Here is a 15809-nt window from a genome sequence, read left to right on the forward strand (position 1 = left end):
GCACTGCCTGGCGCTTGCGCAAACAGGCCGTCGTCAGCTGAAGCCAAACCCGCAGGTTCATGTAAAATGCCGCGCTTTCTTCCCATGGGAAGCGCGCCAGGCGCTGCGACCCTCGATGATCCGCTTCTTGAGGACCTGAGATGACCCGTATCGGAACTCCATTGTCGCCAACCGCGACCCGCGTATTGCTGTGTGGCTGTGGCGAGTTGGGCAAGGAAGTGGTGATCGAGCTGCAACGCCTGGGCGTTGAAGTGATTGCCGTGGATCGCTACGCCAATGCGCCTGCCATGCAGGTCGCCCATCGCAGCCATGTGATCAACATGCTCGACGGCGCCGCCCTGCGAGCGGTGATCGAAGCCGAAAAGCCGCATTTCATCGTGCCGGAAATCGAAGCCATTGCCACCGCGACCCTCGTGGAACTGGAGGCCGAAGGCTTCACCGTGATCCCGACCGCTCGCGCCGCGCAGCTGACCATGAACCGCGAAGGCATCCGTCGCCTGGCCGCTGAAGAGCTGGACCTGCCCACCTCGCCGTACCACTTCGCCGACACCTTCGAGGATTACAGCAAGGCCGTTCAGGACCTGGGCTTTCCGTGCGTGGTCAAGCCAGTCATGAGTTCCTCGGGTAAAGGCCAGAGCCTTCTGCGTAGCGTCGATGACGTGCAGAAAGCCTGGGATTACGCTCAAGAAGGCGGCCGTGCCGGTAAAGGCCGCGTGATCATCGAAGGCTTTATCGACTTCGACTACGAAATCACCCTGTTGACCGTGCGTCACGTTGGCGGCACTACGTTCTGCGCGCCAGTCGGCCACCGTCAGGAGAAGGGCGACTATCAGGAATCCTGGCAGCCACAAGCCATGAGCCCGATTGCCCTGGCCGAATCCGAGCGCGTTGCCAAAGCCGTCACTGAAGCCTTGGGTGGCCGTGGTCTGTTTGGTGTCGAGCTGTTCATCAAAGGCGATCAAGTCTGGTTCAGCGAAGTCTCGCCGCGTCCACATGACACCGGTCTGGTGACGTTGATTTCCCAGGACCTGTCGCAGTTCGCGCTGCACGCACGGGCGATTCTGGGCCTGCCGATTCCATTGATCCGTCAGTTCGGTCCATCGGCTTCGGCGGTGATTCTGGTGGAAGGGCAGTCCACTCAGACGGCTTTCGCCAATCTCGGTGCTGCGTTGAGCGAGCCGGATACGGCGTTGCGTCTGTTCGGCAAGCCTGAGGTCAATGGTCAGCGTCGGATGGGTGTGGCGTTGGCGCGTGATGAGTCAATTGACGCGGCTCGTGCTAAAGCGACCCGTGCTTCTCAGGCTGTTGTTGTAGAGTTGTAAACCGAGTCGCGGCTATCGTCGGATCGCCGCCCGGAGCAAGCTCGCTCCCACATGGGAATTGGGGTGTACACACAATCTGTGGCCAACCAAGAACCCTGTGGGAGCGAGCTTGCTCGCGATGGCGATCTGTCAGGCAACCCGATTCAGATCGTTATTGCGCGTTTCCTTCAGGCACAGCACAGCAATCAAGCTCAGCACCGCCGCCCCCGACACATACCCGCCGACATAACTCAAACCGCCCATCGCCACCAGCTTCTGTGCGAAGAACGGTGCCGCCGAGGCCCCGACAATGCCGCCCAGGTTGTAGGCCGCCGACGCACCGGTATAACGCACGTGGGTTGGAAACAGCTCCGGCAGCAGCGCGCCCATCGGCGCAAACGTCACGCCCATCAGAAACAGCTCGATGCACAGGAACAGCGCCACGCCCCAGGTCGAACCTTGGGTCAGCAGCGGTTCCATCAGGAAGCCGGACAGAATCGCCAGCACACCGCCGATGATCAGCACCGGTTTGCGCCCGTATCGATCACTGGCCCAGGCCGACAGCGGCGTAGCGGCGGCCATGAACAGCACGGCGAAGCACAGCAGCGCGAGGAAGGTCTCGCGGGTGTAGCCGAGCGTCGACACGCCATAACTCAGCGAAAACACTGTCGAGATATAGAACAGCGCGTAGCACACCACCATCGCCCCGGCACCCAGCAACATCGGCGCCCAGTATTGGCTGAGCAGTTCGACCAGCGGGATCTTCACCCGCTCCTGGCGTGCCATTGCGTTGGCAAACACCGGGGTTTCGTGAAGCTTGAGGCGCACGTACAGACCGACCATCACCAGCGCGGCACTGAGCAGGAACGGAATCCGCCAGCCCCACGAGCGGAACTGCTCGTCGTTCAGGGTCATGGCCAGCGTAAGAAACAGGCCGTTGGCCGCGAGGAAGCCGATCGAGGGGCCAAGCTGCGGGAACATGCCGAACCAGGCGCGTTTGCCCTTCGGCGCATTCTCCGTCGCCAGCAGCGCCGCGCCGCCCCATTCGCCGCCGAGTCCCAGGCCTTGGCCGAAGCGCAGCACGCAGAGCAGGATCGGCGCCCAGGCCCCGATGCTGTCGTAGCCTGGTAGCACGCCGATCAGCGTGGTGCACACGCCCATCAGCAACAGAGAGGCAACCAGTGTCGATTTGCGCCCGATGCGGTCACCGAAGTGGCCGAAAAGCGCCGAGCCTAGCGGTCGAGCCAGGAAGGCGATGCCGAAGGTGAGGAACGCGGACAGCATCTGGGCCGTGCCGGAAGTCTGCGGAAAAAACACCGGACCGATCACCAGCGCAGCGGCAGTGGCATAGACGTAGAAATCGTAGAACTCGATGGCGGTGCCGATGAAGCTCGCCGTGGCCACGCGGGTGGCGGAGTTCGTCGGTTGCGCAGGCGCGGTATCGTTATAAGTCGTGCTGGTCGTCATGCGGTTATCCCTGACAGTCATGTGCCCCAGTGGAGCGAATTATTATGGTCGAACACCCAGGGATGTGGGCTTAACGCAGAGTGCGGGTAGCACTTGGGTAGGGCGGGGCTTGGGTAAGCGGTTCGATTATAGAAAGGCGGCTAACGATCGAACAAGAGGCCAAGGGCTGGCGATGCCAATAAGTGCCTAAGGGCTGGCAATGCAGTTGTGGCGAGGGGATTTATCCCCGTTGCGTTGCGAAGCAGCGCCAAAATATCTGCAACTGGATTTTATCTGACAAACCTCACTTGAGGTCTTGGGGCTGCTTTGCAGCCCAACGGGGATAAATCCCCTCGCCACAGATAAACCTCGCACCACAGGGGAGGTGCCAAGGTTTAGATAACGACTGGAACCGAGCTGGTATGCCAGATCAGTACCCGGCTGACCCGATTGTCTTCAGTCTCCAGAATCTCCAGCCGATAACGCCCGATCTTGAGGCATACCGCACTGTCCGGAATCGTTTCCAGCGCCTCGGTTACCAACCCGTTGAGGGTTTTCGGACCGTCGCTCGGCAAGTGCCAGCCCAGGCTCTTGTTCAATTCGCGAATCGACGCCGCCCCTTCGATCACCAGGCGGCCATCGGCCTGTGGATGGATGTGCGGGTTATCCAGGCTGTGCTGGCTTTCGAACTCGCCGACGATTTCTTCGAGAATGTCTTCCAGAGTCACGACACCGAGCACTTCGCCATACTCGTCGACCACCATGCCCAGGCGTCGCTGTTGTTTGTGGAAATTCAACAGCTGCAGTTGCAACGGGGTGCTTTCCGGCACGAAGTAGGGGTCGTGACAGGCTGCCAGCAGTGCTTCTCGGGTCAGGCTGGCGTCGGACAGCAGGTGGCGGATCTGCCGGGTATTGAGCACCGCCTCGACCTGATTGATGTCGCTGTGGAAAACCGGCAGGCGCGTGCGTTTATTGGTGCGAAGCTGCTCAATGATTTCCTCGAGGGAGTCGTCCAGATTGACCCCGTCGACGTCACTGCGTGGCACCAGAATGTCGTTGACCGTGATGTTGTCCAGCGCATGGATGCCTGACAGCGGGTGTGGGCGGCAGGCGGCGTGTTCGTGATCGTCGTGCCGATCATTCGGGGCCTCGTCTTCGCTCTGCTGCACCACGTTGACTTTGCGGGCGAACGGTCGCATCAGCAACTGGCTTATGCCATTGAGCAACCAGGCGGCGGGATAGACGATTTTCAGTGGCGCGCCAAGCAAGGTGTTGCCCAGGGCCAGGACGGCGTCCGGATAACGGACGGCGAGGGTACGCGGCAGGTAGTCGGCGAACACCAGAAGCACGGCGCCAGCCCCCAGGCAGGCCACCCATGGACCGTTTTCCGCCCACGTGAAAATCGCCAGCAAGGTGCTGATGACCACGACCAGTACGCGGCACACAGTGTTGCAGAGGATCAGGCTATTGAGCGAAAAGCTCAGTTTTGCCACCGGCTTGTCGCTCGAACGCGAAGCGGTCCGCTGGGCGAGCAAGTACTGTTGCGCAGCTTCGATGGCGGTAAACAGCCCCGACCATAAAATCAGCAGGGCCACTACCGCGAGCATCGGCCCTATGGGCAAGTCGTCCATTAATGCCGCCCGTCAGATATGCAGGATGTATTCACGAACCAGCTTACTGCCGAAATACGCCAGCATCAGCAGGCAGAAACCGGCGAGGGTCCAGCGAATGGCCTTGTGTCCGCGCCAGCCGAGGCGGTTACGGCCCCAGAGCAGCACGCTGAAGACGATCCAAGCGAGGCATGCCAGCAAGGTTTTGTGCACCAAGTGCTGAGCGAAAAGGTTTTCTACGAACAGCCAGCCGGAGATCAGCGACAGCGACAGCAGGGTCCAGCCGGCCCAGAGAAAACCGAACAGCAGGCTTTCCATGGTTTGCAGTGGCGGGAAGTTCTTGATCAGGCCCGACGGGTGCTTGTGCTTGAGCTGATGGTCTTGAACCAGCAGCAACAACGCCTGGAATACCGCGATGGTGAACATGCCGTAGGCGAGGATCGACAGCAGGATGTGGGCGAGGATGCCCGGTTCTTCGTCGATGATCTGCGCTGTGCCGGCGGGGGCGAACTGTGCGAGCAGCACGGTGGCGGCGCCGAGCGGGAACAGCAATATAAGCAGGTTTTCCACCGGGATCCGCGAGCAGGCCAACAGCGTCAGGGCAATCACCGCGGCGGCAATCAGGCTGGCGGCGCTGAAAAAATCCAGGCCCAGGCCAATCGGTGTCAGCAGGTGGGTGAACAGACTGGCGCCATGAGCCAGCACGGCGAGCACGCCGAGCGTGACCAGCAGGCATTTGTTCGCCTTGGCGCCGGTGGCCAGACGAGTGCCCTGATAGAGGGTCGCAGCGGCATATAAGCAGGCGGCGGCGAGGGTAGTTAGCAAGCTGGGTGACAAGGGGAGCATAAATCCTGTTAGGCAAGCCCGAAAGGCGCTGAGTTTGGCATAGAACCCCCGCAGCACGAAAGACCAGGCAACCTGACGACGAGGTGTCCGCCAGGCGCAGTCTTCGCTATAATCCGCGACCTGCCCACGCCGCAGGCTCGCCGAGCACATGATTATTCCGGTCTGGGCCGCCATTATCCCGGTCTACACAGGGCCTGAAAGGATCGCGCAATGTTTGAAAACTTAACCGACCGTCTCTCGCAGACGCTGCGCCATGTCACCGGCAAGGCCAAGCTGACCGAAGACAACATCAAAGACACCCTGCGTGAAGTGCGCATGGCGTTGCTCGAAGCTGACGTCGCCTTGCCGGTCGTCAAGGACTTCGTCAATTCGGTCAAGGAACGCGCCGTCGGCACCGAGGTGTCGCGCAGTCTGACGCCGGGCCAGGCCTTCGTGAAAATCGTCCAGGCCGAACTCGAAAGCCTGATGGGCGCGGCCAACGAAGACTTGAACCTGAGCGCCGTTCCTCCGGCCGTCGTGCTGATGGCCGGTTTGCAGGGTGCGGGTAAAACCACCACCGCCGGCAAACTCGCGCGCTTCCTCAAAGAGCGCAAGAAGAAGTCGGTCATGATCGTGTCTGCGGACGTTTACCGTCCGGCGGCGATCAAGCAGCTGGAAATGCTCGCGGGTGAAGTCGGCGTAACCTTCTTCCCGTCCGACCTCAGCCAGAAACCGGTCGACATCGCGCAAGCGGCTATTAAAGAAGCAAAACTGAAGTTCATCGACGTGGTCATCGTCGATACCGCCGGTCGCCTGCACATCGATGAAGAGATGATGGGCGAGATCAAGGCGCTGCATGCCGCGATCAACCCGGTCGAAACGCTGTTCGTGGTCGACGCCATGACCGGCCAGGACGCCGCCAACACGGCCAAGGCCTTCGGCGACGCGCTGCCGCTGACCGGTGTGATCCTGACCAAGGTCGACGGCGACGCCCGTGGCGGTGCTGCACTGTCGGTGCGCGCCATCACCGGCAAGCCGATCAAGTTCATCGGTATGGGCGAGAAGAGCGACGCGCTCGAGCCGTTCCACCCGGAGCGTATTGCTTCGCGCATCCTCGGTATGGGCGACGTACTCAGCCTGATCGAGCAGGCCGAACAGACCCTCGACAAGGACAAGGCCGACAAACTGGCCAAGAAGCTGAAGAAGGGCAAGGGCTTCGACCTCGAAGACTTCCGCGATCAGTTGCAACAGATGAAAAACATGGGCGGCCTCGGCGGTCTCATGGACAAACTGCCAAATATCGGCGGCATGAACCTGGCGCAGATGGGCAACGCTCAGGGTGCGGCAGAGAAACAATTCAAGCAGATGGAAGCCATCATCAATTCCATGACCCCGGCCGAGCGCCGCGACCCTGAGATGATCAGCGGTTCGCGCAAACGCCGGATCGCCATGGGTTCCGGCACTCAGGTGCAGGACATCGGTCGCTTGATCAAGCAGCACAAGCAGATGCAGAAGATGATGAAGAAGTTCTCCGCAAAAGGCGGAATGGCCAAAATGATGCGCGGCATGGGCGGTATGTTGCCCGGCGGCGGCGCGCCTAGAATGTAATTAATTTACGCAGGGGCTTGCCCTTGCACCTCCCACACGGAAGTGGGATCTCCAGCAAACCCGCACTTGGCGGGAGCTGACTGGCCGTTTTCAACGACGGCTCTATAGCAAATCTTGATGGCGGCCGATAGGCAGCCGGAAAAAGACATTTGCAAAAGTCCGGATATTCCTTAGAATATGCGGCCTTTCGGGCACCTATGCCCGCTGTGCCTTTAGATTTGCAGCACCGACTACAGGAACGATGTTCACATGCTAACAATCCGTCTTGCCCTTGGCGGCTCCAAAAAGCGCCCGTTTTACCACTTGACCGTAACCGACAGCCGCAACCCGCGCGACGGTTCGCACAAGGAACAGGTTGGTTTCTTCAACCCTGTTGCTCGTGGTCAAGAAGTCCGTCTGTCCGTGAACCAAGAGCGCGTAGCCTACTGGCTGAGCGTTGGTGCACAACCTTCTGAGCGTGTTGCTCAGTTGTTGAAGGACGCGGCTAAGGCTGCGGCCTGAGCAATATGAACGCGACGCCAGCTGTTGCTGATGATTTGATCGTTATCGGCAAAATTTATTCGGTTCATGGCGTTCGCGGCGAAGTGAAGGTGTATTCCTTTACTGATCCGACTGAAAACCTGTTGCAGTACAAAACCTGGACGCTCAAGCGCGAAGGTAATGTGAAACAGGTCGAGCTGGTCAGCGGACGTGGGAACGACAAGTTCCTGGTCGCAAAGCTCAAGGGTCTTGATGATCGTGAAGAAGCTCGTCTTCTGGCCGGTTATGAGATCTGCGTGCCGCGCAACCTGTTCCCTGAATTGACCGACGGCGAGTACTACTGGTACCAGCTGGAAGGTCTGAAGGTCATTGATCAACTCGGGCAATTGCTCGGGAAAATCGATCATCTTCTGGAAACCGGCGCCAATGATGTAATGGTGGTCAAGCCTTGCGCTGGCAGCCTGGATGATCGCGAACGCCTGTTGCCCTATACGGAGCAATGCGTGTTGGCCGTCGACCTTGCCGCAGGCGAGATGAAGGTGGAATGGGATGCGGGCTTCTAAGCGTGGCTAACTTGCGCGTAGAAGTGATCAGTTTGTTTCCCGAGATGTTCTCCGCCATCAGCGAGTACGGCATCACCAGTCGTGCGGTGAAACAGGGGCTGTTGCAGCTCACCTGTTGGAATCCGCGAGACTACACGACGGATCGACATCACACTGTGGACGATCGCCCATTTGGCGGTGGTCCGGGCATGGTGATGAAGATCAAGCCCCTGGAAGATGCGTTGGTTCAGGCCAAGGCAGCAGCCGGGGAGGCGGCGAAGGTGATTTACCTGTCCCCCCAAGGCCGTCAACTGAATCAGTCGGCGGTACGCGAGTTGGCGAATCTGGATGCATTGATCCTGATTGCCGGCCGCTATGAAGGCATTGACGAGCGTTTTATAGAGGCTCATGTCGATGAAGAGTGGTCGATTGGCGACTATGTACTGTCTGGCGGCGAGCTGCCGGCGATGGTCCTGATCGATGCGGTTACACGACTGCTGCCTGGAGCTTTAGGGCATGCGGACTCCGCCGAGGAAGATTCCTTTACGGATGGTTTGCTGGATTGCCCGCACTACACCCGACCGGAGGTGTATGCGGATCAGCGTGTTCCCGACGTGTTGCTAAGTGGCAATCACGCGCATATCCGGCGTTGGCGTTTACAGCAGTCCCTTAGTAGGACCTTTGAACGACGCGCCGATCTTCTGGAAAGCCGCTCGCTTTCTGGAGAAGAGAAGAAGCTGCTCGAGGAATACATCCGCGAGCGGGACGATAGTTAACAACGTATCGATGGTAGATCCGACGATTTACCTTAGGAGCACAGCATGACTAACAAAATCATCCTTGCACTCGAAGCAGAGCAGATGACCAAAGAGATCCCTACCTTTGCCCCGGGCGACACCATTGTCGTTCAGGTGAAAGTGAAGGAAGGCGACCGTTCGCGTCTGCAAGCGTTCGAAGGTGTTGTTATCGCCAAGCGTAACCGCGGCGTAAACAGTGCTTTCACCGTTCGTAAAATCTCCAACGGTGTTGGCGTAGAGCGTACTTTCCAGACCTACAGCCCGCAAATCGACAGCATGGCCGTTAAACGTCGCGGTGACGTACGTAAAGCCAAGCTGTACTACCTGCGTGACCTGTCCGGTAAAGCAGCTCGCATCAAGGAAAAACTGGCTTAAGTCCAGCTTCCGATGCAGAAAAAAGCAGCCTACGGGCTGCTTTTTTGTTGCCTGCGATTTATCTTCCCTAGCTTACTGTCGGTCTTGCCTGAGCCTTTATGCCCGCCATCGATCATCCACTGATAGACCAATTCCTCGACGCTCTGTGGCTGGAGAAAGGACTTTCCGATAACACCCGCGATGCCTATCGCAGCGACCTGACCCTGTTCAACGGCTGGCTGCAGGAAAAAGGGTTGGAGTTGATCAACGCCGGCCGCGAATTGATCCTCGATCACTTGGCCTGGCGTCTGGAGCAAAACTACAAACCCCGTTCCACCGCACGATTTCTCTCCGGTGTGCGTGGCTTCTATCGCTATTTGCTGCGGGAAAAGCTGATCGCCGTCGATCCGACTTTGCGTGTCGATATGCCGCAACTGGGTAGGCCGTTGCCCAAATCCCTGTCGGAAGCGGATGTGGAGGCCTTGTTAAAAGCGCCTGACCTGAGCGAAGCCATCGGCCAGCGCGACCGCGCCATGCTCGAAGTGCTTTATGCCTGCGGCTTGCGTGTGACGGAACTGATCAGCCTGACGCTGGAGCAGGTCAATCTGCGCCAAGGCGTGCTGCGTGTGATGGGCAAGGGCAGCAAGGAGCGGCTGGTGCCGATGGGCGAGGAGGCGATTGTCTGGGTCGAGCGTTACCTGCGCGATGGCCGCCAGGAGCTGCTTGGTGGGCGTCCCAGCGATGTCATGTTCCCCAGCCAGCGCGGCGAGCAGATGACTCGGCAGACCTTCTGGCATCGCATCAAGCACCAGGCCAAGGTTGCCGGGATCGGCAAGTCGTTGTCGCCGCACACCTTGCGCCATGCCTTCGCCACGCACTTGCTCAACCATGGCGCCGACTTGCGGGTGGTGCAAATGCTGCTCGGCCACAGCGATCTGTCGACCACGCAGATCTACACCCACGTCGCCCGCGCCCGCTTGCAGGACCTGCACGCCAAACATCATCCGCGCGGATGAACGATAAACGACCAGGTACAATCCGCTTGCATCCGCCGGAGTCGGCCACAGGGGCCTTATGTGGTAGGCTTTGCCGGTTTGCACGATGGGCGTTTATGACCCGGTGTTTCGGCACGGGCGTTCTGATCGTCCCATTTGTCCGCCTTCAGGAGTTCTCATGCGTCTGACCCATATTTTCGCCGCCGCAGCCATTGCGTTGGTCAGCACCTTTGCCGTCGCCGATGACGCGGCCGACAAAGCCATTCGTAAAAGCCTGGAAAACCTCCAGCTCGAGGTGCCGGTAGAAAGCATCACCGCCAGCCCGCTGCCAGGGATGTACGAAGTCAAACTCAAGGGCAGCCGCGTGCTGTACGCCAGCGCCGACGGCCAGTATGTCGTTCAGGGCTATCTGTTCCAGCTCAAGGACGGCAAGCCGGTCAACCTGACCGAGAAGACCGAACGCCTGGGCGTTTCCAAACTGGTTAACGCAATTCCTGTCGCGGAAACCGTGGTTTACCCGGCGATCGGTGAAACCAAATCGCACATCACCGTATTCACCGACACCACCTGCCCGTACTGCCACAAGCTGCACGCTGAAGTGCCAGAGCTGAACAAGCGCGGCATCGAAGTGCGTTATGTCGCGTTCCCGCGCCAGGGCCTGGGCTCACCGGGTGATGAGCAGCTGCAAGCGGTCTGGTGCTCGAAAGACAAGAAAGCCGCGATGGACAAGATGGTCGACGGCAAGGAAATCAAGGCCGCCAAGTGCGATAACCCGGTTTCCAAGCAGTTCGCCCTCGGTCAGTCGATCGGCGTGAACGGTACACCGGCCATCGTTTTGGCCGACGGCCAGGTCATTCCGGGCTACCAGCCTGCGCCACAAGTCGCCAAACTGGCGCTGGACGCGAAATAAATTCGCATCGTCACGGTCAGCCATTGACGATCATGGTTCGGCGGCAGCGTTCGCCGAGCCATTAATAGAGAACCGCGAGTATGCGGTTGTTTTCACGGCCGGCCTTGAGTCGGCCGTTTTATGGGGAGTTCACAGTGAAACCGGTCAAAGTAGGCATCTGTGGGTTAGGGACCGTCGGTGGCGGTACCTTCAACGTACTTCAGCGTAACGCCGAGGAAATTGCTCGTCGTGCCGGGCGTGGAATCGAAGTGGCACAAATTGCCACGCGCACGCCAAAGCCTCAGTTCCAGACGACCGGTATTGCGATTACCAACGATGTCTTCGAAGTGGCCACGAACCCTGAGATCGACATCGTCATAGAGCTGTTGGGCGGCTACACCGTTGCCCGCGAGCTGGTACTCAAAGCGATCGAGAACGGAAAACACGTGGTGACCGCGAACAAGGCGTTGATCGCCGTTCACGGTAATGAAATTTTCGCCAAGGCCCGCGAGAAGGGCGTGATTGTGGCGTTCGAAGCCGCCGTGGCCGGTGGCATTCCGGTGATCAAGGCGATCCGTGAAGGCCTGTCGGCCAACCGCATCAACTGGGTCGCCGGCATCATCAACGGCACCGGCAACTTCATCCTCACCGAAATGCGTGAGAAGGGCCGGACTTTCGAAGACGTACTCGCCGAGGCGCAAGCCCTGGGTTACGCCGAGGCCGATCCGACCTTCGACGTTGAAGGCATCGACGCGGCCCACAAGCTGACGATCCTGGCGTCCATCGCGTTCGGTATTCCGCTGCAGTTCGACAAGGCCTACACCGAAGGCATCACCAAGTTGACCACCGCTGACGTGAACTACGCCGAAGCGCTGGGCTATCGCATCAAGCACCTGGGCGTGGCGCGCAGCACCGCGGCTGGCATCGAACTGCGCGTGCACCCGACGCTGATCCCGGCCGATCGCCTGATCGCCAACGTCAACGGCGTGATGAACGCGGTGATGGTCAACGGTGATGCCGCCGGTTCGACCCTGTTCTACGGCGCTGGCGCTGGCATGGAGCCGACCGCTTCGTCGGTGATCGCCGACCTGGTGGATGTGGTTCGCGCCATGACTTCCGATCCGGAAAACCGCGTACCGCACCTGGCCTTTCAGCCGGATTCGCTGTCGGCCCACCCGATCCTGCCGATCGAAGCCTGCGAAAGCTCCTATTACCTGCGCATCCAGGCCAAGGACCATCCGGGCGTGTTGGCGCAGGTGGCGAGCATCCTGTCGGAGCGCGGCATCAACATCGAATCGATCATGCAGAAGGAAGTCGAAGAACACGACGGTCTGGTGCCGATGATCCTGCTGACTCACCGCGTGCTGGAACAGCACATGAACGACGCGATCGCCGCCCTGGAAGCCTTGGCGGGCGTAGTCGGTCCGGTCGTACGGATCCGCGTCGAGCACCTGAACTAAGCCGTTATCGTTCACCGGGCTCGCCTGCGGGCCCGGCTTTGCGAACACTGTCTATTGGAGTCAGTCATGCGTTATATCAGTACCCGCGGCCAGGCACCGGCCCTGAATTTCGAAGACGTCCTGCTGGCCGGTCTGGCCACGGACGGTGGTCTGTACGTCCCGGAAAACCTGCCACGTTTCACCCAGGAAGAAATCGCTTCCTGGGCTGGTCTGCCGTATCACGAGCTGGCCTTCCGGGTGATGCGCCCGTTCGTCACGGGCAGCATTCCCGATGCCGATTTCAAAAAGATTCTTGAAGAAACTTATGGCGTGTTTTCCCACAACGCCGTGGCACCTCTGCGTCAGCTGAACGGCAACGAATGGGTGCTGGAGCTATTCCACGGCCCGACCCTCGCGTTCAAAGACTTCGCCCTGCAATTGCTCGGTCGCTTGCTCGACTACGTGCTGGAAAAACGTGGTGAGCGCGTAGTGATTGTTGGCGCCACCTCCGGCGACACCGGTTCGGCCGCCATCGAAGGCTGCAAGCACTGCGAAAACGTCGACATCTTCATCCTGCACCCGCACAACCGCGTGTCCGAAGTGCAGCGTCGCCAGATGACCACCCTCTTCGGCGAGAACATCCATAACATCGCCATCGAAGGCAACTTCGATGACTGCCAGGAAATGGTCAAGGCCAGCTTCGCCGACCAGAGCTTCCTCAAAGGCACGCGTCTGGTGGCCGTGAACTCGATCAACTGGGCGCGAATCATGGCTCAGATCGTTTACTACTTCCATGCAGCCCTGCAGTTGGGCGGCCCGGCACGTTCGGTATCGTTCTCGGTGCCGACCGGCAACTTTGGCGACATTTTCGCCGGTTACCTGGCGCGCAACATGGGCCTGCCGATCAACCAGTTGATCGTCGCCACCAACCGCAACGACATCCTGCACCGCTTCATGAGTGGCAATCAGTACGTCAAGGACACCCTGCACGCCACGCTGTCGCCGTCGATGGACATCATGGTGTCGTCGAACTTCGAACGCCTGCTGTTCGACCTGCACGGTCGCAACGGCGCAGCGATTGCCGGTTTGATGGACACCTTCAAGCAGGGTGGTGGCTTCAGCGTCGAACAGGAACGCTGGACCGAAGCCCGCAAGCTGTTCGATTCGCTGGCCGTCGATGACGCTCAAACCTGCGAAACCATTGCCGAAGTTTTTGAGCAAACCGGCGAACTGCTGGATCCGCACACCGCCATCGGCGTGAAGGCGGCGCGCGAGTGCCGTCGCAGCCTGGATATCCCAATGGTGATCCTCGGTACGGCGCATCCGGTCAAATTCCCGGACGCAGTGGAAAAAGCTGGCGTAGGAAAAGCGCTCGAACTACCTGCACATCTTTCTGATTTGTTTGAGCGAGATGAGCGCTGCACCGTGCTGCCAAATGACCTGAAAGCCGTGCAGGCCTTTGTCAGTCAGCATGGCAACCGCGGCAAGCCTCTGTAACCGATTAAATCTGTCACATTTTGAAGCCCGTCTCCTGACGGGCTTTCTCATTTCTGCATGCCACACTTGTCGGGTTTCGTAAATGAAGAGCCGCCTATGAAGGGCGGGCGAGACGATTACCAAGGAAGTGGCAATGCTGTTTTTCAGAGGGTTAAAACCAGCCGCGTGCTGGATGTTTTTTTTAGTCGGCATCCTGGGCTTTGCTCAATGGGGGAGCGCGTCGCAGTTGGCGGCGACCGATTCCAAAGGATCGGTTGCTGGCCTAATGATCGAGCTGGATGCTCAGGAGTTGAAATGGATTGCCGAGCATTCGAAAGTCATCGTCGCATCGGTGCAATATCCGCTTTACCTGTTCAAGGATGAGCACGGCCAATGGAACGGCTTGAACAATGATCTGCTCAACCGCATCAGCGCGATGACGGGATTGCAGTTTGTTCACGAAGAATCGTTTTCCACCGATCAGTTGCTCGGGCGATTGGAAAGTGGCGCAGCGGACATGAGCACGACACTGGCGATGAATGACGAACGCAAGACGTTTCTGGATTTCAGTCATGCGTTCGGTGGCGCTGGCTGGGTGTTCGTCGGGCGGGCCGGGGCGCCAGAGGTGCAATCCCTGGAGCAGCTGTCGGGAAGGGTTCTGGTGTTGCCGACCCGGCATGCGCTGGAGGCCACGATTCGCCGCGACCATCCGGACATCGAGCTGCGCTCGGTTAAAACCTACGCGGAGGCCCGGGCGCTGGTCGAGAGCGGTGAGGCCTATGCCACCATCGAAAACGAAACCGGAGCACAACTCTATCCGTCCGGGCAGCTCAAGGTCGGGTATACGGTCGAGGGCAAATGGGAGGCGGACCACTTGGCCGTACGCAAAGGTCAGCCTCAGCTGTCGAGTATCCTCAACAAGGCGCTTGAGGCGCTTGATCCTGCTGAATTGCGCGCCATTCGCCTGAAATGGCTCAATGGGATTGCCCCGGTCAAGGTACCCGGCGTCTGGCAGCGACTCGCCGAGTGGGGCTGCTGGGGAATGGTAATCGTCAGTCTGTTCGGCCTGTTGTCCCTGCTCTGGAACCGACGGCTCACGGTATTGATCCAGCAGCGCCTGGATGCCGAGAAAAGTCTGAGTGATCAGCTTGCCTTCCAGCATGCGTTGATGGACGCCATGCCCGATCCGATGTTTGTTCGTGATCTGGAAGGGCGTTTGATCATGTGCAACAAGAGTTATGAGGAGGGCTTGTCGACCCGTTTCGACCAGGTTCAGGGACGACGGCTGATTGAACTGGACGTCTTGCCTAAAGAGACTGCCGAGCTGCTGCATGCAGAGTTCATGGCCCAGCTCGGTACGCGCAAGACCCGCTTCACCGAGCGTCAATTAATGTTCAACAACGGCGTCAGGCATGTCTATCAGTGGACGGTGCCTTTTTACAGTGCCGACGGACAATTGCGGGGCCTGCTGGGAGGATGGACCGATATCGGCAAGCGCAAGCAGCAGGCATGACGCGGCTGTTTTTTATCTGTCATCTTGGCCGTGCATGCTCTATTGACCCGAGGCGCAGTTTCACCAGCAGTCGGTATCCAGAACTTTCTTCTCGAGCCAGTGGTCATTTACTGTAGGCACGCCCCAGGCACTTTGTTTTCGGACTATTGAGTGGTGATCGAGATGGAAAGTATCAGTCTATTGCTCGGTGAAGCTCTGAGCCCGTATCAGGTAACGTTGACCCCGTCGGGAACCCATGGCGAATGCCAGGTGACATTGAAAAATGCGACTGGCGCGATCGTGGTGGAGCGGGCGTTCAATCAGGCCCAGTTGACCAGCAAACGTCTGCTGACGGATGTCGTCGACGGATTGCATCGCGACGTGCTGATCGCCGAAGGTCGGCTGGAGCCCTGCGTTATCGCGGCGTTGCGTAATGCTGCTCAGGACAAAATCCTGGCCAACCGAAATTGAATTGTTTTTTGTGGGAACCTTCCTGCGCTTAGGTCAGTCAGACCTTGTAACAGCAGGATCAAGCATTGTGCTCCGGTGCTTGTA

At 59.1% G+C, this 15809-nt stretch carries 15 protein-coding genes; 12 read left to right on the forward strand and 3 right to left on the reverse strand.

The features are described from left to right. Nucleotides 1-140: 140 nt before the first annotated feature. Nucleotides 141-1322 carry a formate-dependent phosphoribosylglycinamide formyltransferase gene (gene purT / locus MO767_RS24975; RefSeq protein ID WP_046048195.1) on the forward strand — a complete coding sequence of 394 codons (1182 nt, stop codon included), beginning with the start codon at nucleotides 141-143 and terminating at the stop codon, nucleotides 1320-1322. A gap of 129 nt (nucleotides 1323-1451) precedes the next feature. Here the strand turns inward: purT and MO767_RS24980 are convergent, their stop codons facing one another. The 3 genes from MO767_RS24980 to ccsA form a co-directional block, all read right to left on the reverse strand. Beyond that, nucleotides 1452-2768 (reverse strand): MFS transporter, encoded by a 1317-nt coding sequence (locus MO767_RS24980; protein WP_056743381.1) that lies wholly within the window; start codon nucleotides 2766-2768, stop codon nucleotides 1452-1454. A 374-nt stretch (nucleotides 2769-3142) separates the two neighbouring features. Continuing rightward, the gene (locus MO767_RS24985) at nucleotides 3143-4378 is read right to left on the reverse strand and encodes a transporter associated domain-containing protein (RefSeq protein ID WP_282482703.1); all 1236 of its coding nucleotides are present in this window, start codon (nucleotides 4376-4378) and stop codon (nucleotides 3143-3145) included. Between the two features lie 12 nt (nucleotides 4379-4390). Continuing rightward, a complete protein-coding gene (ccsA, locus tag MO767_RS24990; protein ID WP_282482704.1) occupies nucleotides 4391-5203 on the reverse strand; it encodes a cytochrome c biogenesis protein CcsA in 813 nt (270 codons plus the stop codon). A 210-nt stretch (nucleotides 5204-5413) separates the two neighbouring features. On the opposite strand from ccsA, the gene ffh reads away from it, so the two are divergent. From ffh to MO767_RS25045, 11 genes are all read left to right on the forward strand, one after another. Then, the gene (gene ffh / locus MO767_RS24995) at nucleotides 5414-6790 is read left to right on the forward strand and encodes a signal recognition particle protein (protein WP_123365747.1); all 1377 of its coding nucleotides are present in this window, start codon (nucleotides 5414-5416) and stop codon (nucleotides 6788-6790) included. A 249-nt stretch (nucleotides 6791-7039) separates the two neighbouring features. Next, a complete protein-coding gene (gene rpsP, locus MO767_RS25000; protein ID WP_007944872.1) occupies nucleotides 7040-7291 on the forward strand; it encodes a 30S ribosomal protein S16 in 252 nt (83 codons plus the stop codon). A 5-nt stretch (nucleotides 7292-7296) separates the two neighbouring features. Then, nucleotides 7297-7833 (forward strand): ribosome maturation factor RimM, encoded by a 537-nt coding sequence (gene rimM, locus MO767_RS25005; protein ID WP_282482705.1) that lies wholly within the window; start codon nucleotides 7297-7299, stop codon nucleotides 7831-7833. Continuing rightward, on the forward strand, nucleotides 7815-8588 hold the full coding sequence (trmD, locus tag MO767_RS25010) for a tRNA (guanosine(37)-N1)-methyltransferase TrmD (RefSeq protein WP_282482706.1): 774 nt from the start codon (nucleotides 7815-7817) through the stop codon (nucleotides 8586-8588). The genes rimM and trmD overlap by 19 nt, the downstream gene beginning before the upstream one ends. Before the next feature lie 45 nt (nucleotides 8589-8633). Then, on the forward strand, nucleotides 8634-8984 hold the full coding sequence (rplS, locus tag MO767_RS25015) for a 50S ribosomal protein L19 (protein ID WP_003175895.1): 351 nt from the start codon (nucleotides 8634-8636) through the stop codon (nucleotides 8982-8984). Nucleotides 8985-9082: 98 nt separating this feature from the next. Beyond that, nucleotides 9083-9979 carry a site-specific tyrosine recombinase XerD gene (gene xerD, locus MO767_RS25020; RefSeq protein ID WP_282482707.1) on the forward strand — a complete coding sequence of 299 codons (897 nt, stop codon included), beginning with the start codon at nucleotides 9083-9085 and terminating at the stop codon, nucleotides 9977-9979. A gap of 157 nt (nucleotides 9980-10136) precedes the next feature. Continuing rightward, nucleotides 10137-10868: a bifunctional protein-disulfide isomerase/oxidoreductase DsbC gene (gene dsbC, locus MO767_RS25025; RefSeq protein ID WP_282482708.1), complete on the forward strand. Its 732-nt coding sequence runs from the start codon at nucleotides 10137-10139 to the stop codon at nucleotides 10866-10868. Nucleotides 10869-11002: 134 nt separating this feature from the next. After that, nucleotides 11003-12307, forward strand: coding sequence for a homoserine dehydrogenase (locus MO767_RS25030; RefSeq protein WP_282482709.1), 1305 nt, complete (start codon nucleotides 11003-11005; stop codon nucleotides 12305-12307). A 66-nt stretch (nucleotides 12308-12373) separates the two neighbouring features. Further along, the gene (gene thrC / locus MO767_RS25035) at nucleotides 12374-13783 is read left to right on the forward strand and encodes a threonine synthase (protein ID WP_282482710.1); all 1410 of its coding nucleotides are present in this window, start codon (nucleotides 12374-12376) and stop codon (nucleotides 13781-13783) included. 133 nt (nucleotides 13784-13916) lie between these two features. Then, nucleotides 13917-15275: a transporter substrate-binding domain-containing protein gene (locus tag MO767_RS25040; RefSeq protein WP_282482711.1), complete on the forward strand. Its 1359-nt coding sequence runs from the start codon at nucleotides 13917-13919 to the stop codon at nucleotides 15273-15275. Between the two features lie 162 nt (nucleotides 15276-15437). Continuing rightward, nucleotides 15438-15725, forward strand: coding sequence for a DUF3509 domain-containing protein (locus tag MO767_RS25045; RefSeq protein WP_282482712.1), 288 nt, complete (start codon nucleotides 15438-15440; stop codon nucleotides 15723-15725). Nucleotides 15726-15809 lie beyond the last annotated feature (84 nt).

This window comes from Pseudomonas sp. UYIF39 (assembly GCF_029963765.1).
Classification (GTDB): Bacteria; Pseudomonadota; Gammaproteobacteria; order Pseudomonadales; family Pseudomonadaceae; genus Aquipseudomonas.